The organism is Variovorax sp. GW821-FHT10B04, from assembly GCF_059415645.1.
In genome coordinates this window covers 91,198-108,721 of record NZ_JBWKNQ010000015.1, presented here as the reverse complement: position 1 = coordinate 108,721, position 17,524 = coordinate 91,198, and the positions used below count along the sequence as shown (strand labels likewise).

Annotated in this window: 18 protein-coding genes and 2 pseudogenes; 11 read left to right on the top strand and 9 right to left on the bottom strand. The window is 63.2% G+C overall.

The window, feature by feature from the left end; all coding sequences use genetic code 11:
- Positions 1-12 precede the first annotated feature (12 nt).
- On the top strand, positions 13-1,092 hold the full coding sequence (locus AC07PZ_RS28060) for an amidohydrolase family protein (RefSeq protein ID WP_495298449.1): 1,080 nt from the start codon (positions 13-15) through the stop codon (positions 1,090-1,092).
- Here the strand turns inward: AC07PZ_RS28060 and AC07PZ_RS28055 are convergent.
- The 4 genes from AC07PZ_RS28055 to AC07PZ_RS28040 form a co-directional block, all read right to left on the bottom strand.
- Positions 1,082-2,254 carry a multidrug effflux MFS transporter gene (locus AC07PZ_RS28055; RefSeq protein ID WP_495298522.1) on the bottom strand — a complete coding sequence of 391 codons (1,173 nt, stop codon included), beginning with the start codon at positions 2,252-2,254 and terminating at the stop codon, positions 1,082-1,084. The two genes, AC07PZ_RS28060 and AC07PZ_RS28055, sit on opposite strands and share 11 nt — an antisense overlap.
- 76 nt (positions 2,255-2,330) lie before the next feature.
- Positions 2,331-3,041 carry a dihydrofolate reductase family protein gene (locus tag AC07PZ_RS28050; RefSeq protein ID WP_495298448.1) on the bottom strand — a complete coding sequence of 237 codons (711 nt, stop codon included), beginning with the start codon at positions 3,039-3,041 and terminating at the stop codon, positions 2,331-2,333.
- Between the two features lie 37 nt (positions 3,042-3,078).
- The gene (locus AC07PZ_RS28045; protein ID WP_495298521.1) at positions 3,079-3,921 is read right to left on the bottom strand and encodes an SDR family oxidoreductase; all 843 of its coding nucleotides are present in this window, start codon (positions 3,919-3,921) and stop codon (positions 3,079-3,081) included.
- 79 nt (positions 3,922-4,000) lie between these two features.
- The gene (locus AC07PZ_RS28040; RefSeq protein ID WP_495298447.1) at positions 4,001-4,762 is read right to left on the bottom strand and encodes an SDR family NAD(P)-dependent oxidoreductase; all 762 of its coding nucleotides are present in this window, start codon (positions 4,760-4,762) and stop codon (positions 4,001-4,003) included.
- Between the two features lie 169 nt (positions 4,763-4,931).
- Between AC07PZ_RS28040 and AC07PZ_RS28035 the strand changes: the two genes are divergently transcribed.
- The gene (locus AC07PZ_RS28035; RefSeq protein WP_495298446.1) at positions 4,932-5,930 is read left to right on the top strand and encodes a LysR family transcriptional regulator; all 999 of its coding nucleotides are present in this window, start codon (positions 4,932-4,934) and stop codon (positions 5,928-5,930) included.
- 72 nt (positions 5,931-6,002) lie between these two features.
- Here the strand turns inward: AC07PZ_RS28035 and AC07PZ_RS28030 are convergent, their stop codons facing one another.
- Positions 6,003-6,899, bottom strand: a complete 897-nt coding sequence (locus AC07PZ_RS28030) for a LysR family transcriptional regulator (protein ID WP_495298445.1) — start codon at positions 6,897-6,899, stop codon at positions 6,003-6,005.
- A 156-nt stretch (positions 6,900-7,055) separates the two neighbouring features.
- On the opposite strand from AC07PZ_RS28030, the gene AC07PZ_RS28025 reads away from it, so the two are divergent.
- The 8 genes and pseudogenes from AC07PZ_RS28025 to AC07PZ_RS27990 form a co-directional block, all read left to right on the top strand.
- The gene (locus AC07PZ_RS28025) at positions 7,056-8,042 is read left to right on the top strand and encodes an aldo/keto reductase (protein WP_495298444.1); all 987 of its coding nucleotides are present in this window, start codon (positions 7,056-7,058) and stop codon (positions 8,040-8,042) included.
- A 2-nt stretch (positions 8,043-8,044) separates the two neighbouring features.
- Positions 8,045-8,653 carry an NAD(P)H-binding protein gene (locus AC07PZ_RS28020; protein WP_495298443.1) on the top strand — a complete coding sequence of 203 codons (609 nt, stop codon included), beginning with the start codon at positions 8,045-8,047 and terminating at the stop codon, positions 8,651-8,653.
- Complete coding sequence (locus AC07PZ_RS28015; RefSeq protein ID WP_495298442.1) at positions 8,654-10,054, top strand: MFS transporter; 1,401 nt, start codon at positions 8,654-8,656, stop codon at positions 10,052-10,054. It begins immediately after the preceding gene.
- An 18-nt stretch (positions 10,055-10,072) separates the two neighbouring features.
- Positions 10,073-10,669 (top strand): flavodoxin, encoded by a 597-nt coding sequence (locus tag AC07PZ_RS28010; RefSeq protein WP_495298441.1) that lies wholly within the window; start codon positions 10,073-10,075, stop codon positions 10,667-10,669.
- Between the two features lie 47 nt (positions 10,670-10,716).
- Positions 10,717-11,568, top strand: a complete 852-nt coding sequence (locus tag AC07PZ_RS28005) for an aldo/keto reductase (protein ID WP_495298440.1) — start codon at positions 10,717-10,719, stop codon at positions 11,566-11,568.
- A 94-nt stretch (positions 11,569-11,662) separates the two neighbouring features.
- The gene (locus tag AC07PZ_RS28000; RefSeq protein ID WP_495298439.1) at positions 11,663-12,763 is read left to right on the top strand and encodes an aldo/keto reductase; all 1,101 of its coding nucleotides are present in this window, start codon (positions 11,663-11,665) and stop codon (positions 12,761-12,763) included.
- Positions 12,764-12,955: 192 nt separating this feature from the next.
- Positions 12,956-13,120, top strand: a pseudogene (locus AC07PZ_RS27995) (transposase family protein); the annotation flags it as partial.
- A 109-nt stretch (positions 13,121-13,229) separates the two neighbouring features.
- A pseudogene (locus tag AC07PZ_RS27990) lies at positions 13,230-13,373 on the top strand (transposase domain-containing protein); the annotation flags it as partial.
- Positions 13,374-13,399: 26 nt separating this feature from the next.
- Here AC07PZ_RS27990 and AC07PZ_RS27985 read toward each other — a convergent pair.
- Positions 13,400-14,662 carry a putative Na+/H+ antiporter gene (locus AC07PZ_RS27985; protein ID WP_495298438.1) on the bottom strand — a complete coding sequence of 421 codons (1,263 nt, stop codon included), beginning with the start codon at positions 14,660-14,662 and terminating at the stop codon, positions 13,400-13,402.
- A gap of 331 nt (positions 14,663-14,993) precedes the next feature.
- Between AC07PZ_RS27985 and AC07PZ_RS27980 the strand changes: the two genes are divergently transcribed.
- On the top strand, positions 14,994-15,335 hold the full coding sequence (locus AC07PZ_RS27980) for a helix-turn-helix transcriptional regulator (RefSeq protein WP_495298437.1): 342 nt from the start codon (positions 14,994-14,996) through the stop codon (positions 15,333-15,335).
- An 18-nt stretch (positions 15,336-15,353) separates the two neighbouring features.
- Here AC07PZ_RS27980 and AC07PZ_RS27975 read toward each other — a convergent pair whose 3' ends face one another.
- From AC07PZ_RS27975 to AC07PZ_RS27965, 3 genes are all read right to left on the bottom strand, one after another.
- On the bottom strand, positions 15,354-15,668 hold the full coding sequence (locus tag AC07PZ_RS27975) for a helix-turn-helix domain-containing protein (protein ID WP_495298436.1): 315 nt from the start codon (positions 15,666-15,668) through the stop codon (positions 15,354-15,356).
- On the bottom strand, positions 15,655-16,035 hold the full coding sequence (locus AC07PZ_RS27970; RefSeq protein WP_495298435.1) for a type II toxin-antitoxin system RelE/ParE family toxin: 381 nt from the start codon (positions 16,033-16,035) through the stop codon (positions 15,655-15,657). Before AC07PZ_RS27970 ends, AC07PZ_RS27975 begins: the two co-directional genes overlap by 14 nt.
- A gap of 207 nt (positions 16,036-16,242) precedes the next feature.
- Positions 16,243-17,403: an IS30 family transposase gene (locus tag AC07PZ_RS27965; protein WP_495298434.1), complete on the bottom strand. Its 1,161-nt coding sequence runs from the start codon at positions 17,401-17,403 to the stop codon at positions 16,243-16,245.
- Positions 17,404-17,524 lie beyond the last annotated feature (121 nt).

The following is a 17,524-nucleotide window of genomic DNA, read 5'->3' as shown; positions in this document are numbered from 1 at the left end:
GGCTTTCCGTCCATGTCGCCCAAGCTGCCGTTCGCCGTCTTTCGTGGCAACCGCCCGAGGACCGTGGCCGAGCTGGCCGCCTGGCATGCGGGAGCTCGCCGCGAACTCGCACTGGAACCGGACCTTCCAATCGTCGATGCCCACCACCATCTCTATGGCGTGCGCACGGACGCGCAGCATTACATGGCGGACGATCTGACGCGCGATCTGGCGTCTGGTCATCGCGTGATCGGTACGGTCTACATCGAAGCGTTCCAATCAGGGTGGCGCGACGATGTTGAACCGGCTTTGCGGTCCGTCGGCGAGGTCGAGAAGATCTTGCAGGAGAGTCGTGGGGCCACCCGGCAAGTTCCGCATGCTTGCGATGTGGCTGCCGGCATCGTTTCGAACGTCGACATGATGCTCGGAGGCGATGCGGCGCGCATCCTGGATGTGCATGTCGAAGCGGGTGGTGGACGGGTCCGAGGCGTGCGCCATCATGCGACGCATGACAAAGGCATCATCGGCGGCTTCATCCATAACGCACCGGCGGGGCTTCTGGCCGATGCGCAGTTTCGACGCGGATTCGCATGCCTGGAGCGCTTCGGGCTCAGCTTCGACGCCGTCGTCTTCCACACCCAGCTCGGTGAGCTGGCAGACCTCGCCGATGCATTTCCGCACACGCGCGTGATCCTTGACCATGTGGGCATGTGCATCGGCGTGGCCGAGTACGCAATGGATCCTGCGAAGCACAGGGCAACGTGGCGCAGGGGACTGCAAGAATTGGCAGCTCGTTCCAATGTGTACGTGAAGATCGGCGGCATGGGGATGCCACTGTTCGGCTTCGGATTCGAACGAGCCCGAAGACCCGCGACCTCGAGCGAACTGGCGCTGGCCTGGCAGCCCCTTGTGGACACCTGCATCGATACGTTCGGACCGCAGCGCTGCATGTTCGAAGGAAATTTCCCTATCGACAAGCAGTCGTGCGGCTATGTCGAGCTTTGGAACGCTTTCAAACGCTGCACACTTGGCATGGCACCGGATGAAAGAAGCGATCTGTTCCATCGCACGGCAATCCGTGCGTATGGCTTGCCCGCGCTCATCAAGCTTTGAGCGCACGCCTGGATGGCGGCTTCACCGTTCGACCCGACAGGTAGCTGCCGATCCCGAAGACAGCGATGACCGCCGCCATCGGCCAGGGCGTGCCGTCCTTGAATGCGCCGACCAGGGCGGAGCCGAGGATGCCGGTGCCGTACTGGCTGGCGCCGATCAGCGCGGAGATCGAGCCCGCATGCTCGGGTGCCACGCCGAGCGCACCAGTGATGGAACTGGCCACGATCAGGCCGGCCGCCGAAACGAACAGGAAGAGCGGTGCAACCAGCCCTGCCAGCCCGCCCCAGCCAGTGCGTGCGTCGAGCGCGGCCCACAGCCCGGCCACCACGGCCACCAGAGTGCCCATGCGCATCAGATGATCGGAGTCGATGCGGCTCACGAGTCGTGCATTGAGCATGTTCGAACCCATGATGCCCACGATGCCGATACCGAAGAGCAGACCGTAGTGCTGTGCCGAGACGTGGTAATAGTCGATATAGGCGAACGGCGTGCCGGCGATGTATGCATACATGCCGCCGTAGAAGAAGCCACCGACACCTGCATAGCCCAACAGCCGCGGCTGCCTCAGCAGCGTCATGTAGCGGTGCAGCGCGTTGCCTAACGGTTCCTTCACGCGGCGCTCCGCGGGCAGGGTCTCGGGCAGCACGTAGACCGCCGCCAGCGTCAGGATGCCGACGACCACCAGCAGCCAGAAGATGGCGCGCCACGACGACACCTGCAGTATCAATCCGCCAACGCTCGGACCGAGCAGCGGCGCGATGGCCATTACCGTCATCAGCGTGGACATCATGCGGGCCGCCTGGTTACCGGCGTACAGGTCGCGAACGATGGCACGCGCCAGCACCACGCTGGCGCAGGCGCCCGCAGCCTGCACGGCGCGCCAGCCGATCATGGTCACCGCGCTGCCAGACAAGGCGCAGCCTGCCGAGCCCACGATGAACAACATCAATCCAAGCGCGATAGGCAAGCGGCGACCGAGCCGGTCGCCCAAGGGACCCCAGAACAGCTGACCCACGCTGAAGCCGATCAGGTAGCCCGAGATCGTCAGTTCGATCGTGCCGGGCGCAGCGTGCAGCGCCGACTGCATCATGGGCATCGCGGGCAGGTACAGGTCGGTCGAGATCGATGCGAACGCCATCAGCGCGCTCAAGATCACGAGGATGCCCAGGCTGTGTTTGCGGGCGACGCTGCCGGGTGAACAACCCGCGTCGCATTGGCGCGCAGGGTTCTGCGCGAGATCAGTGGCCGGACGCATGCACGACCCGATAGCGCAGGTGGACCGCGCCGGCCGCCACCGGCTCCGCCGAGCGGAGTTCGAGCTGCACGCCTGCCCCGTCCGTTCCCGCCTCGAAGATGGTCGGGCTGCCGCTGCTTCCATCGATGGCGGGAGCCAGCAGCAAGCTGATCTCGTCGACCACGCCAGCCTTCAGGAAGGCGCCGTTGATGGTGCCTCCGCCTTCGAGCAACACGGTGCGAATGCCGAGGCGCGCATGCAGTTCGACCAGCATGTCCCGCAGGTCGATCTCCTCGGCCGGCATCACCAGGTAGGACACGCCGGCCGCAGCGAGTTCCGCCAGATGGGCGTCTCTCACCGACGCGCCGAGGACCACCACCACGTGGCCGTCGTCGGCCGTTGCGGTGGTCCAGTGCAGGCGTGCCTTGCGGTCGATGGCGATCGCGAAGTGGCGTGCCTGCGCATCCGCCAGATGCCACGGGCGCGGCGGCGGGGCGGCTGAGTAGGGCTGTGCGGCGGTTCTGGCCTCGCCGGTGGCGAAGTCCGCCATTGTTTTGGTGCCCGCGAGCCACGCGTCAGCCGCGAAGGCGACGTGCAGTCGTTGGTATTCGGCGTGAATGGCCTGCTTCAGCGCACTGCCTTCGGGCGCCCACGGGCCAACCATCAGACGCCCGTCCAGCGGGCTCACCATGTGGCAGATGACATGTGGTTTCATACGAACGGATTCGGTAGGTGGAGAAGAAGAATGCCGGTCATTCCCCGGCTGGGAAATCCGTGGAGGCTGCCAGCGCCTTCTGCGCCTCGAAGCCAACAATGCGTTTGTTCAGCACTGCCACCGTGTTCTCGAGCGCTTGCGATCCCAGCACCAACCGCATGGGGGCAGGCTCGACGTCCACGCTCTCGATGATCCGCGCAGCCATCCGCGCCGGATCGCCCGGCGCGAGGCCGTTGGCCGGATCGAGCATGCGCATGAAGGCGTGCGCCGGCGTCTGGTCGTAGATGTCCATCGCCTTGGCCACTTGAGCGCTGCCGTAACGGAACTCGGTGCGCGCACCGCCCGGCTCGACGATGGTCATGCCGATGTTGAATGCGACAACCTCCTGTGCGACCGATTCCACGAAGCCCTCGATGCCCCACTTGGTCGCGTGATACAGCGAGTTGCCGGCGAATGCAACCTGCCCGCCATAGGAGGAGATTTGTATCACGCGACCACCGCCTTGTGAGCGGAGGTGCGGCAGGGCGCTGCGAATGAGCTGGATGGACCCGGTCAGGTTGGTTGCGATCATCTGGTCTACCTGCGCGTCGCTCAACTCCTCGGCGGCGCCGAACAGTCCGTAGCCCGCATTGCTGATGACAACGTCGATGCGGCCCAGGTGCCGGAACGATCCGTCGACGACCTTGCGCACAGCGGCCACGTCGGTCACGTCGAGCACCTCTGCAACGAAGGACTCGGGGTAGGTCGCGACGAGGTCGGCGACCTTGGTGGTATCGCGCACGGTGCCGACGACGCGGTCGCCCCGCTGGAGAAGCTGCTCGGCGAGTTCGCGACCGAAACCGCTGCTCACGCCCGTGATGAGCCAATTGCGTTGTGACATAGGGAGTCCTTCATTGATACGGCGCCAGCCGTGCCGGCTGGTCGGGCAGGTTTTGCGCCAGGTTGAAACAAGGGTTGCGTTACTCGCGCAACAGGAATGCGCCGTCGACCACGAGGTCGGCGCCGCTGGCATAACTGGCCAGGTCCGACAGCAGGTAGGCAACCGCAGACGCGATTTCTTCGGGTTCGCCGATGCGGCCGGCGGGAATTCGCTCGGCCAGCCGGTCCGTCACGCTTTTTTGACCCTCCGCCATCGTCAGAGGCGTGCGAATGACGCCGGGTGACACGCTGTTCACGCGGATGCCATGACGTGCGTAGTCGGCGGCGGCGCCTTTGGTCAGGCCGATGAGCGCGTGCTTTGAAGTGGTGTACGCCGTGAATTGCGGCAGGATGGTGTGCGCCTCGACAGACGCGATGTTGACGATCGCGCCGCCGCCCGACTTCATCATCTGACCCGCCTCGGCCATCATGGCGTAGGCAACGCCGTCGAGATTGACGCCCATGACCTTGCGCCAGTTCTCCTGCCCGGTCACGTGCAGCAGACCGGGATCGCCGGCCACGCCGGCGTTGTTGACCGCGAGTTGCAGCCCGCCGAATGTCTCGACCGTCCGGCGCACGGCTTCGGTGATGTCGTCGAACTTCGACACATCACCCGGAAGGGAAAGCGCTCTGCCACCACTGCCGGCGTTGATGGCCGCCACCGTGGCGTCGAGATCCTCACGCCCACGGGCCATGATGCCGACATTCGCACCGCATGCCGCGAGCGTCTGTGCGATCGCTTTTCCGATGCCCTTGGACCCACCGGTGACGAAGGCCGTCTTGTTCGTGAGATCGATGTTCATGGATGTCATCCTTTCTTCAGCCCATCGGGTTGCCTGCGAACCGCGACAACGTCTCGGATGGGATGAATGGACTCTAGGCTTGCCGGTATCAATCCACTAGTCGGCTTGTCCTTGTCCCAGTTGCAATGGCAGATTGATAATCAAACGAAGAAGGACTACAGGATTTCACATGGCCACCAGCGATTTCCGAGCCATCGAGACTTTCATCAAGGCAGTGGAGCTGGGAAGCATCCGCAAGGCCGCTGCCGCCCTGAGCGTGAGTCCGCAAGCCGCCAGTCAGACGCTGGCGCAACTGGAGCAGCGTCTCGGCGTTCGATTGCTGCACCGGACCACGCGCAGCATCGCGCTTACGGAGGAGGGGCGGCAATTCCTCGAGTCGGCGCAGCCGGCGCTCGCGGCGCTCGAGCGTGCGGTGGAACAGGTTCGTACCGCCAAGGACGAGATCGCGGGCCCGTTGCGCATCGCGGCCCCCAAGTCTTCTTTTCTTCAGGTGCTGTGGCCGCTGGTGGATGAGTTCTGCAGCATCCACCCGGATGTCCGGCCCGATCTGCATCTGGACGACCGCATCGGAAATTGGGTGGAGGATCGCGTCGATGTCGGTTTTCGCATCGGTGGGCAACCGCAGGAGGGACTGGTCGCACGCAGACTGTTCGCGGTCCAACTGATGGTGTGTGCCGCGCCGGCCTACATCGCCAGGCATGGCGCACCGGACTCGATCGACCAACTGGCAGCGCATCGATGCAGCGTGTTCCGCCATCCGGGTACCGGGCGCGTGTTCCCATGGGTCCTGCAGGTGGATGGCGAACTGATATCGTGGGACACGCAGCCGTTTCTATCGACCAACGACGTGGAGATCGAGACAGAGGCAGTGCTGTCTGGGCACGCGATCGGGCTGCTTTCGAACCTGGCCGCGGCACACCACATTCGTTCGGGCCGCCTGGTGCCGCTGCTTACGCGCTACGCCACCGACCACCTCGACGTCCACGTCTACTACGGCAGTCGTGCGGCTCAGCCCTCGCGGGTGCGCGCGTTCATCGATCTGACCGTCGAACGGCTCGCAGGAGCGCAGCCTTTCGAACTCGGCGCCAGGGAGCTTGCCATCGCCGAGCAGAAGGGGCGCAAGGGTGCGAGCGCGGCGGGGTCAAGGGCTGCAAAAAAGCTCCGCTGAGCGACGCGCTGTCGTTAGTACGCCAGACGCAGCCTCTGCCCAATTGCCGAGTCGGCAAAGGGCCGCGCCTGATCAATTCCTGTAGCGAAGCGCATCCACGACCAAGGCAAGAATGCGAGAGGACTGCCTGCGGCTTGGATAGTAGATGTGCAGCCCCGGGAAGCTTGGGCACCAGTCCTCGAGGACCGAAACGAGCTCACCTCGCTCGACATAGGGGCGTGCGAGATCCGCTGCGAAGTAGGCCAGACCCATGCCGGCCAGCGTCGCGTTCATGATTTGCGCCAGGGTGTTGAAGGTCCATTGGCCGTCGACACGTGCGTTGATCTTCTCTCCGTCCTTTTCGAATTCCCAGGCGTACAGGCCGCCGTGTGTCGGCAGGCGCAGGTTGATGCAGTTGTGCGTCGTCAGGTCCCTCGGTGTCATCGGCCGGGGTGATCGCCGGAGATAGTCCGGCGCCGCCAGGACCGCCATCTTCATATCGGGCGCGATGCGGACGGCGATCATGTCCTTCGCCACCTGGTCGCCGAGCCGAACACCGATGTCAAACCGTTGGGCGACGATGTCCATCATCGCATAGTCGACAACGATCTCGATTCTCAGGTCCGGGTAAGCCTGGGACAACTTGCCCAGCTTGGGCAGAAGAATGGTGTCCACCGCATGGTCGGAGGACGTGATGCGCAGCGTGCCGGCCGGCTTGTCGCGAAGCTCCGCCAGGGCACCCAGTTCCAGTTCGATTTCATCGAGCCGGGGTGCCATGGCGTCGAGCACTCTGGTCCCGGCATCGGTCGGTGAAACGCTACGCGTCGTGCGGGTGAGCAGTCGGAAGCCCAGTCTTGCTTCGAGATTGCGCATTGCATGACTGAGCGCGGACTGGGAAATGCCCAGGCGCGCAGCCGCTCGGGTGAAGCTGCCCTCGCGCGCAACGATCACGAATGCGTAGAGATCGCCCAGGTTTTCACGAACACTCATGAATTTTCCTCATTTTGGTTAGTGAAGTCTGCCACTTCTCACGGAAGTCGGCGATGCTTACAGTCGATCGCCACGGTGGATGGGTGGCTGAGTCGTCGGTGCCCACCGCCTCAACCACACGACTGCGCGCCGGCTGGCGCCTCAATGGAGTCAAGAATGAAGACACGCAAAGTTGGAAATCTGGACGTTTCGGCCATCGGCCTTGGATGCATGGGGCTGAGCTTTGGTCTCGGTCCGGCCACTGACCGCAAGGAAGCGATCGGTGTGATTCGGTCGGCGGTGGAGCAGGGCGTGACGCTGTACGACACCGCCGAAGGCTACGGCCCGTTCATCAACGAAGAACTGGTGGGTGAGGCGCTCGAGCCGCTGCGCGATCAGGTACTCATCTGCACGAAGTTCGGCTTCAAGATCAACGAGAAGAACGAGATGGTCGGCCTCGACAGCCGTCCCGAACACATTCGTGCCGTGGTCGAAGCGTCGCTCAAACGCCTGCGCACCGACCGCATCGACTTGCTCTACCAGCACCGCGTCGACCCGGCCGTGCCGATGGAAGACGTGGCCGGTGCGGTCAAGGACCTCATCGCGGAGGGCAAGGTCAAACATTTCGGCCTCTCGGAAGCCAGCGCGCAGAACATTCGCAAGGCGCACGCGGTGCAGCCGGTGACGGCCATCCAGGATCACTATTCGCTGTGGATGCGGGAGCCGGAGGCGACCAAGTTCGCATTGTGCGAAGAACTCGGCATCGGCCTGGTCGCCTGGGGTCCGCTGGGCCAGGGCTTCCTTACCGGCGCGATCACCAGGGACATGAAGTTCGATGACCCGAACGACCTGCGCAAGGACTTCCCGCGCTTCACGCCCGAAGCGCTGGAGGCGAACTTCAAGGTGGTCGACTTCCTGAAGGCGCTCGGTGCGCGCAAGGGCATCACGCCGGCACAGATCGCGCTGGCCTGGCTGCTCGCCCAGAAGCCGTGGATCGTGCCGATCCCGGGCGGAACCAGGATCGCCCATCTGGACGACAACGGCGCCGCCGCGGACGTGACGCTGACCCGCGACGATCTTGCCGAGATCGACAAGGCTTTTGCCACGATCGACATCAAGGGCGCACCCTTGTCCGAAGGCCTCGAAGCGGCCCTCGACCGCTGAGGATGCGCGTGACCCAGGTTCTCATCCTCGGCGCGAACGGGCAGATCGCCCGTGTCGCCACCAGACTGTTCCTGCAGCATCCGGACGTAACGCTGACGCTCTACCTCCGCCGCGCAGGCCGGCTCAAGGGCTCCGCCATCAATGGTCGGGGGCGCGTAGTCGAAGGCGACGTGCTGGATGCGCAAGCATTGGCCAATGCCATGTCGGGGCAGGACGTGGTCTATGCCAACCTGGCCGGCGATCTGGAATCGCAGGCGCGAGCCATCTTGAGGGCGATGAAGGCGACGCGGCTGCGCAGGCTGATCTTCATCAGCTCGATGGGCATCTACGACGAAATCCCCGGCGAGCGCTACGGAAGCATCCTCGATCCGTACCGCAAGGCGGCAGCCGTGATCGAGTCCTCCGACCTCGACTACACGATCATCCGGCCCGCCTGGCTGAGCGACAAGGACGAGATCGCCTACGGCATCACGCAAAAGGGCGAACCGTTCAAGTCTGCGGGCGACGCTGTCTCGCGCAAGGGCGTGGCGGATCTCGTGGTGAAGCTTGCCACCGCACCAGCACCCGGCCTGGAACTGCGCCGCAGTCTCGGCGTGCACAAGGCGAGCTGAATGGACCACAAGCGCCGCAGCCTGCTGCTCGCGATCATGCTCGTGAGCTACGCAATGATCGTGACCGACAACTCGATCGTGATCACCGGCTTGCCAAGGATTCGGGAGGGGCTCGGCTTTTCAGAAGCAGGCTTGTCCTGGGTGCAAAACGCGTACACGCTGGCATTCGGTGGCTTGATGATGCTCGGAGCTCGCGCCGGTGACCTTCTGGGCCGACGCCGCATGCTGATCGCCGGGCTCGGAATCTTCACCTCGGCATCGATGGCCATCGGCCTGGCCGGCTCGCCCGCCTGGCTGGTCGCAGCCCGCGCAGTGCAGGGCGTGGGATCGGCCATCCTGGCACCGGTGACGCTGGCGTTGCTGTCGACCACTTTTGCGGAAGGCCCAGAGCGCAGCCGCGCCCTGAGCTGGTACGGCGCGGTCGGTGGCATTACCGCCAGTATTGGCCTGGTCGTGGGGGGCATCGCGGCGGATCTGCTGTCATGGCGGGCCGGTTTCTTCATCAACGTGCCGATCGGTCTGCTGCTCATCGTGGCGGCACGCCGCTACGTGCCAGAGACGCCACAGCGCATCGGCCGCTTCGACCTGGCGGGCGCCGTGCTGTCCACGCTCGGCATGGTCGCACTGGTCTACGGCCTGGTGCATGCGGCGGAGCAAAGCTGGTTCCATCGGGGCACGGCCGTGCCGCTCGCGGCGGGTGTGATGCTGCTGTCGTTCTTCATCTGGAACGAGGCCCGCGTGGCCCAACCCATCCTGCCACTGCGCCTCTTCGCCAGCCGTGTGCGATCGGGCGCCTATGTCGCGCGTATGCTGTTCATCGGTGGGGTCATGGGATTCTTCTTCTATACCACCCAGTATCTGCAGGGTGTGCTCGGCATGCGGCCGCTCTGGGCCGGCGCTGCTTTCCTGCCGTCGATGCTCGCCAACTTCATTGCGGCCATGTTCGTGCCGCGGTTGGCGCAGCGCTTCGGCAATGCCGGCGCACTCGCCAGCGGGTTGGTGATGTCAATGGTCGGCATGGCATGGCTGGGTGGTCTCGATGCCGGCACCCCGCTCATCACGGGAGTCCTGCTGCCCATGGTACTGATCGGCGCCGGCATGGGATTCGCCTTGAGCCCGCTGACGATTGCCGGCGTCTCTGGGGTGGCGGCAGAAGACGCGGGCTCTGCTTCCGGCATGGTCGGCGTGGCTCACCAGTTGGGTGGATCGGTGGGCCTGGCGCTGCTGGTCGTCGTGTTCGCCATGAGCGATTCGCCCGTCAACGACACGCAAGCCGCGCTGGCGCATCGCATCGGCACGGTGATGTCGGGCGGGGCCGTGATGTCGGCAGTGGCGCTGGTGGTCGTGCTGGCCTGCCTCGTGAGGCGACGTTCGTCTGCCACCACGGCGCGTCCATTGTGACCTCATCCCTCCACAAACATGACATCCTCAAATGATCCCACCCGCCGCGCGCTGATGACGTCGCTGGCCGGCCTTTCACTGGGGGGCACGGCACAGGCTGCCGCGCCTTCATCGGGTGCCCAACCCGCTGCGGGACAGTCCACCCTGGTGGCCTATTTCTCCCGCACAGGCAACACGCGCGTCGTGGCCGGTCTGATCCGCCGCGCGACCAGTGCTGATCTGTTCGAGATCCGGCCAGCCGCTGCCTATCCGGAGGACTATTTGTCCACCGTCGAGCTGGCACGCGTGGAGCGCGACAACGGCATTCGACCTGCACTGGCCGCCACGATGTCGGGCATCAGGAACCACCAGACGGTGTACCTCGGCTTTCCGATCTGGGGCGAGACCGCGCCACCCGTCATTCGCAGCTTCCTTGCGGCGCACGACCTGTCGGGCATAACCATCATTCCCTTCATCACCCACGGTGGTTATGGCCTGGGGAACAGCGAGGCCGTCCTCGCCCGACATGCGCCGCAGGCCCGTCTGAAGCGTGCTTTCTCAATGCAGGCCGACCAGGAGCGCCAGACCATGGATCGCGTCAACGGCTGGTTGAAAGATGCCCCCGTCCCGCGGTAAGCCCTCGCGAACAGCCAAGCCAACTCAACAACCTCGAGGAACTTCCCATGCAACACGTCACATTGAACAACGGCATCCAGATGCCCATCGCCGGATTCGGCGTCTTCCAGATCGCCGACCCCAAGGAATGCGAACGCAGCGTTATCGATGCAATCGAATCCGGCTACCGGCTCATCGACACAGCCGCCTCTTACATGAACGAGGGTGCTGTGGGCAACGGCCTGCGAGGCAGCGGCGTGGCGCGCGAAGACCTGTTCGTCACCAGCAAGCTGTGGGTCCAGGACACCGGCTTCGAGCGCACGAAGGCTGCGATTGACAAGTCGCTGCAACGCCTGAAGCTCGACTACCTGGATCTCTACCTGATCCATCAGCCGTACGGCGACGTTCATGGCTCGTGGCGGGCGATGGAAGAAGCTTGCCGCGCCGGCAAGCTCCGGGCAATCGGCTTGAGCAACTTCCAGCCGGACCGGCTCATGGACATCATGGCCTTCAACGAGGTGGTGCCGGCCGTGAACCAGGTGGAAGTGAATCCCTTTCACCAGCAGGCCGACAGCGTGAAGTTCATGCAGGACAACGATGTGCAGGCGGAGGCCTGGGCGCCGTTTGCCGAAGGACGAAACAACCTCTTTCACAACCCTGTTTTGGTAGCCATGGGTGAAAAGTACGGCAAGTCCGTGGGGCAGGTCGTGCTGCGTTGGCTGGTTCAGCGCGGCATCGTGTCGCTGGCCAAGTCGGTACGTAAGGAGCGGATGGTTGAGAACCTGAACATCTTCGACTTCGAGCTCGACGACGCGGACATGACCCTCGTCTCGACGCTTGAGACCGGACAGAGCAACTTCTTCTCGCATCGCGATCCTGCCATGGTCAAGTCGCTGAGCGAGCGGCGGCTCGACATCTGATCGACCGATGGCAGTACAAAAGGACGCTTCAGCAGTGGCACCTCAACTCCGATCCGGATCAGCGCGCCGTGGTTTTCTCCGATCGGCGGGGAGCATGGCGGTCGTTCCAGTTCTGAGCGGCATGACCACGGGAACCTCGGCCCGGCAGATGGCAGGCGCAGGTGAACCCAAAGCTACCGAAACCATTGGACGGCGAAAATTGGGATCGCTCGAGGTTTCCAGCCTCGGCCTGGGGGTGCAGAACATGAGCCGCACATACCAGACTACGGTTCCAAGCCGACCAGAGATGCTCAACATCATCCGAGCAGCCTTCGACCGTGGCGTCACCTTCTTCGACGCAGCCGAGGCTTATGGCCCGCATGAGGTGGAGCGCATTCTTGGCGAAGGCGTCGCGCCCATGCGCGACAAAGTCGTCATTGCATCGAAATTCGGCTGGAACATCGATCTCGATACCGGCGAACGCCGCCCGGGGCTTAACAGCAGGCCGGCGCACATCAAGCTTGCAGTCGAGGGCATGCTCAAGCGCTTGCGTACCGATCGCATCGATTTGCTCTATCAACACCGCGTGGATCCACAGGTACCGATCGAGGAGGTCGCCGGTGCGATCAAGGACCTGATGAAACAGGGCAAGGTGCTGCACTGGGGCTTGTGCGAGATGGGGCAGGGCACGCTGCGTCGCGCGCATGCCGAGCAGAGGGTCACCGCGGTCCAGAATGAATATTCGATGCTGTGGCGCGGACCGGAGCGCTGGCTGCTTCCACTCTGCGAGGAGCTTGGCATCGGCATGGTGCCGTGGAGCCCGCTGGGTGTAGGCTTCCTCGCCGGGGCGATCGACGCAAATACGCGGTTTGCCGATGGTGATATCCGCAAGATCGAGTCGCGGTTCTCTCCCGACAATCTACTGCACAACGTGTCCCTTGTCACGCTGGTCAAGACCTGGGCGCGGCGCAAACTTGCCACTCCCGCCCAGATCTCGCTGGCCTGGTTGATGGCGCAGAAGGAATGGGTCGTTCCGATTCCTGGCACGACCCAGATGTCGCACATGATCGACAACAGCGGCGCTGGTGCGGTCACGTTCACAACGTCGGAAATCGCCGAACTGAACGCCGCAGTCGCAGCGATTGAAGTTCGCGGGGCTCGCCTGCCGGACAGCGTGCTGGTCTATTCCGATGTGGAGGCGCCTCGTATGCCGTGAAGACCACGGCAGCGATGGAAGGATCCGACGTCAAGGTGCGCGGGTCACGGTGGTGATCGAGGCGGGCGTTTCGCGGACGGTCAGGCCGAGACGGCCGCTTTTTGTGGGCGTGTCGAGGTTCGAAGCCTCTTGAACACCGCCGTAGGTCTGAACGACCAGCTTGACGTGCCGGCCGCTGAACACACCAACTCCATGGCCTGTGGGTTCGCGAGGTGCTGCGGTGAGCCAGACGTGATCCGCGTCGACGCGGTATGGCTGGCTGTGGAACCGCTGGACATGCGAGCCGGCACCGATACGGCGCTCGGTCATGTCGTCAAGGTGTTCGGCGCCGCGCATCCACATCAAGCCTACCTGTTCGCCAACCGCCATGCCAATCGCCTTAAGGTGCTCGTGCATGACCGAGTGGGTCGGAGCCTGCGGCGTGCAGTTGCAGCCCCTGGTGGACGCGCTCAAGGACGAGATGCTTCGACGCGCCGCGGCCGTGATGAGCTTGATCCATTCGGCCAAGCTCAATGGGCTCGACCCGCAGGCGTATCTGAAGCATGTGCTGCAGCGCTTGCCGACGCACAAAGCTCGCCTCGTCGGCGAACTTTTGCCCCATCGATGGAAGTCGGTAAGGCAGCTCTCGCCTTACATTCATAGGAACATGAACGCCGCCGCTGCGACAGCCGTTGGACCCAGCGCGCCAAGTAGCAATCCACCCGCGCCAATGGTCTCATCGGCAAAGCCGCGCTTGAGCAGCGCCACACCGGCAGGATTGGGTGCATTGGCAATCACGGTCAGCCCGCCCCCGGCCACCGCGCCTGCAACGAGCATGTACTTCGACTGGTTGGAGATGCCGAAAATCAGCGACCCAAGGTAGGTCAGCGCTGCGTTGTCTGTGATCGCGGTCAGGCCGAGAGCACCCAAGAACAGCGCGACGGGTGTGAGCCCCGAAACGATCGGCTGTAGCCACCATTGCTGCATGCCGCCAAGCACGACCAAGCCCGCTAGGAAGAACCCGACGAGCAGCGCCTCCTTCAGTATGAGCGGACTCTGATGGCGCTCGTACGCCTGGGTGAACCCGAGGAACATCAGAAACAGGCTGAGAAAAACGACGGGATGGTGGGCGAAAAGAACCACGCCGGCCAAGAGCGCCAAGTGAACGGAAACCACAGATAGAGGCACTCGGGCTTCCGCCGGAACGTCGTTGTTACCTACTGGAGCGGGAAGCAAATGGCGGCGCAGCACGTAGGTGGCAACGGTGGCGTTCAACAGCACGGCCAATGCCGCCTTCCAGCCGAATGTGGCGAGCATGAACGCGCTGTCCCATTGCCAGGTGGTCGCCACCATCAGGACTGGCGGGGCGGCGTAGGAGGTAAGCGTTCCGCCGATCGAGACGTTGACGAACAGCACGCCAAGCGCCAGATACTTCCCGCGCTCCGGCACGTCGGGCCGAAAGATCTGAGGTGCGAGCATCAAAGCTGCAATCGTCATTGCAGCAGGCTCGGTGATCAGCGAGCCGAGCAGTGGCACAGCGGCCAAGCCCAGCCACGCCGTTGCGAGCGGCGTGCGAACGGGAACGATGCGAGCAACGGCACTGACCAGCGACATCACGGTTCGCAGCACGGGGCGCGAAGCCGCGATCACCATCACAACGAAGACGAAGAGCGGCTCGGTGTAGTTGCGAGACTCGGCGTAGTCGAGCGCACTGGCGCCGCCGACGACCCCCGCCATGACGATGACCAGGACGATCGCCCAGAAACCGAAGACGACTTCGACTTCGCCAAGCAGGTGAAACAGGCCGGCGTGACGCGGATAACGATGGGAAAGGCGCTCGAACTGCTTGGCGCTGAAAGTATGCAGCAGGGCGACAGCAAAGATGGCTGCCGCGATCCACTGGATCGGGGTGTCGGACATGAGGTTGCTGGCGTGGAAATGCCGCGAGGCGGCCCGACCTGCGCGAATCCTGGAACACCCGAAATAGTATGCCACCCAAATGTATTTTACTTGACCGTCCTAGCTGCTGCGAGCCCTGGAGCAGATCAGGCCGCTACGCATGTTGAACGCAACTGCGTGATCCCCGCACGCTTACGAAGGGCGAGCCTGGCAACAGGCCACCCAGCCATGTGGTTTTGCTGTGGCACGCCCTGGCCTGCCGCAGCAGGTTGGGGCTTGCGGATGCTCGCGGCACTCTATGGACATTGCGTGACGGTCTTGGGCGCCAACGCAATTTCCAAAGGAATGCACCATGACACCAACTGTTTCTGCCACTCCAGGTGGCTCTAATCCGACGGCTTTCATTACTCCGTCCGGTCGAGCCGACCGTGCAGCGTCCCTGCTGCGTGAGGCGCTCTCTCTGCTTGCTGGCGGATCAGCGCAAGAGACGATACAGCGTCCGCCGAGCAGTCCTGACAGGTTGCTGCGTTTGCCGGAGGTGCAGCGCCTCACTGGGCTGGGACGATCAGCGATCTATCAACAGATGCAGCGCGGAGCGTTTCCACATTCCGTCAAAGTCGGCCCGCGGGCAGCGACATGGTCTGAAGCTGCGGTTCAAGCCTGGATCGCGCAGCGACTGGCTGGCGAGCCGTGATTGAATTGTTCCGATACATCAAGCCACGATTTCCAGCCCGCGCTCCTGTACCAGATGCAGCAGCTTAAGGGCGGTTCCGGTAGGCCGTTTCTGCCCGATTTCCCACTTCTGCACGGTGGAGACGCTGGTGTTGAGCATGCGGGCGAAAACGGCCTGGCTAACCCGCGAGCCTTCGCGGATCTGTTTGATCTGTTCAGGCTTCAGCGGTTCGATGGGGGGCAGGCACAGGCGGTCGAAATCGCGCAGCGTGACCTGATCCATCACACCCGCCTTGTGCAGGCCCTGCGCCGTATCGTGGACGGCCTCAAGAATCGATGATTTAGTCTTGCGCATCGCAGTTCACCTCGAAAATCTCACTCGCACGCTGTGCCTTGTCGAGCGCCTCGGCCGTCAGCGACAGCAGATGCGTGGCCAACTTCTTCAAGGCTTCTTCTTCGTCCTTGTCGATGTTGCTGCGCTCGTTCTTCGGAAAGCCGAACACGAAAACCCATCGGTCTCCTCTGTTCGTGGCGACCAGCGTGCGATAACCGCCACTCTTTCCTTGTCCCGGACGCGCCACTCGCTTCTTTACCAAGCCGCCGCCGAGGTCTGCATCGACCAATCCCGCCGCCATCTGCTGAACGGCTGCGCAGAGGCTCGACGCAGGCAATCCTTGTTTGCGCGCCCAGCGCTCGAACCAACGCGTGGTGTAGATGGTCATGCCGTTCGACGCTCACGATTTTATAGCACTGAGTGCTATGGATCAACATGGTGCTCGAGCCAGCTCATTTGCTCGCTGTAGGGAGCCCCAGTTAGTGAACCTTACTATGTTGTTGAGCTATACAGGTCACAGATGGAGCGCCTTTCCTATCGAGGCCTCGCTGTGGCCGCTGTGGCATCCTCCCGTCGGCTGCTTGTGGCGGCGGATTCAACCGGTCAACGCAACACATTCGCTGAACATCTCAGCAGGCGTATGGAAGCCGAGCGTCTTGCGCGGCCTCTCATTCAATTGTCTCGCGATCGCGTTGAGTTCAAGCTGTGAGTAACCTGAGATGTCGATGCCCTTTGGCATGTATTGCCTGAGCAGCCCATTGGTGTTCTCGTTGCTGCCTCGTTGCCAGGGACTCTGGGGATCACAGAAGTAGACCTGGATGTCGGTGGCCATCGTGAATCGCTTGTGACCGTGCATCTCCGTGCCTCTATCCCAGGTCAATGACTTGTAGAGCTCTTGCGGCAATTTGCGCGCGTTCTTGATCAGCGCGTTGACGACCGACTGCGAGTCTTTGCCTTCGAGCTTCACCAACATCACGTATCGCGTTTGCCGCTCGACCAACGTGGCGATCTGGCTGTTGCCGCTGCCGAACACCAGATCACCTTCCCAATGACCAGGTACCGCCCGATCCTCGACAGATGCGGGCCGCTCACTGATCGAAACGGCATCAGCAATCTGCCCATGGATCGCCGTCTTCTGCGTATAGGAACGAGAGCGTCGCATGCCGCGCGTGCGTCTGAGGTGCTCCAGCAGTTCCTTCTTCAATGCGCCGCGCGCTTGAATGAACAGGCTGCGGTAGATGGTCTCGTGTGACACATGAAGGCTCGGGTCGTTCGGATAAGTATGCTTGAGCCAGCCGGCGATCTGCTCCGGCGACCACAGCATTCGAAGCAGGTCCGCCACGACGCCAGCCAGCGGTCGGTTCATGACCAATTTGCATCGCTTCGGCCGTAGGGCACGGTTCCAGGCAGCTTCGTCGGCGACGCTCGCCCGATACCCGTCTTGCCCTGCGTTGCGTCCGATCTCGCGGCTGATGGTCGACGGTGCCCTGCCAAGTCGGGCCGCCACCGAACGCATCGATTCACCAACCATCAGGGCACGGGAGATCTCTTCTCTCTCTGCCAGGGTCAACGCATTGGCGCTGCGCCGCCGGTCCGGCGGTCGAATGCCACCGGTCTTCGACAAGATGTTGTGGATAGAGGTGTGAGGTCGGTCGAACAGCTGGCCAATCTGGTGAAGGGTCCAACCATCTCTCCACCGCTCCCACATCAATGCCTTCTGGGCGGCCGTGTAGTAGGTTCGCGTCCGATACTTCATCTGCAACACTCCTTCTGCCTAAGCAGTTTTTAGTGTGTTGCGTTGACCGGTTGAATCCGCCGCCCGAAGCAGACCGTCACGGCTTAAAAATGAAAGGCCGAAACCGGCGTCCGATGGGCGC

Excerpts from the sequence above, each read along its gene's own strand:
- AC07PZ_RS28060 (WP_495298449.1), top strand. The coding sequence starts at position 13 with ATGTCGCCCAAGCTGCCGTTCGCCGTCTTTCGTGGCAACCGCCCGAGG.
- AC07PZ_RS28050 (WP_495298448.1), bottom strand. The coding sequence starts at position 3,041 with ATGAAACCACATGTCATCTGCCACATGGTGAGCCCGCTGGACGGGCGT.
- AC07PZ_RS28045 (WP_495298521.1), bottom strand. The coding sequence starts at position 3,921 with ATGTCACAACGCAATTGGCTCATCACGGGCGTGAGCAGCGGTTTCGGT.
- AC07PZ_RS28040 (WP_495298447.1), bottom strand. The coding sequence starts at position 4,762 with ATGAACATCGATCTCACGAACAAGACGGCCTTCGTCACCGGTGGGTCC.
- AC07PZ_RS28035 (WP_495298446.1), top strand. The coding sequence starts at position 4,932 with ATGGCCACCAGCGATTTCCGAGCCATCGAGACTTTCATCAAGGCAGTG.
- AC07PZ_RS28030 (WP_495298445.1), bottom strand. The coding sequence starts at position 6,899 with ATGAGTGTTCGTGAAAACCTGGGCGATCTCTACGCATTCGTGATCGTT.
- AC07PZ_RS28025 (WP_495298444.1), top strand. The coding sequence starts at position 7,056 with ATGAAGACACGCAAAGTTGGAAATCTGGACGTTTCGGCCATCGGCCTT.
- AC07PZ_RS28020 (WP_495298443.1), top strand. The coding sequence starts at position 8,045 with ATGCGCGTGACCCAGGTTCTCATCCTCGGCGCGAACGGGCAGATCGCC.
- AC07PZ_RS28015 (WP_495298442.1), top strand. The coding sequence starts at position 8,654 with ATGGACCACAAGCGCCGCAGCCTGCTGCTCGCGATCATGCTCGTGAGC.
- AC07PZ_RS28010 (WP_495298441.1), top strand. The coding sequence starts at position 10,073 with ATGACATCCTCAAATGATCCCACCCGCCGCGCGCTGATGACGTCGCTG.
- AC07PZ_RS28005 (WP_495298440.1), top strand. The coding sequence starts at position 10,717 with ATGCAACACGTCACATTGAACAACGGCATCCAGATGCCCATCGCCGGA.
- AC07PZ_RS28000 (WP_495298439.1), top strand. The coding sequence starts at position 11,663 with ATGGCGGTCGTTCCAGTTCTGAGCGGCATGACCACGGGAACCTCGGCC.
- AC07PZ_RS27985 (WP_495298438.1), bottom strand. The coding sequence starts at position 14,662 with ATGTCCGACACCCCGATCCAGTGGATCGCGGCAGCCATCTTTGCTGTC.
- AC07PZ_RS27980 (WP_495298437.1), top strand. The coding sequence starts at position 14,994 with ATGACACCAACTGTTTCTGCCACTCCAGGTGGCTCTAATCCGACGGCT.
- AC07PZ_RS27975 (WP_495298436.1), bottom strand. The coding sequence starts at position 15,668 with ATGCGCAAGACTAAATCATCGATTCTTGAGGCCGTCCACGATACGGCG.
- AC07PZ_RS27970 (WP_495298435.1), bottom strand. The coding sequence starts at position 16,035 with ATGACCATCTACACCACGCGTTGGTTCGAGCGCTGGGCGCGCAAACAA.
- AC07PZ_RS27965 (WP_495298434.1), bottom strand. The coding sequence starts at position 17,403 with ATGAAGTATCGGACGCGAACCTACTACACGGCCGCCCAGAAGGCATTG.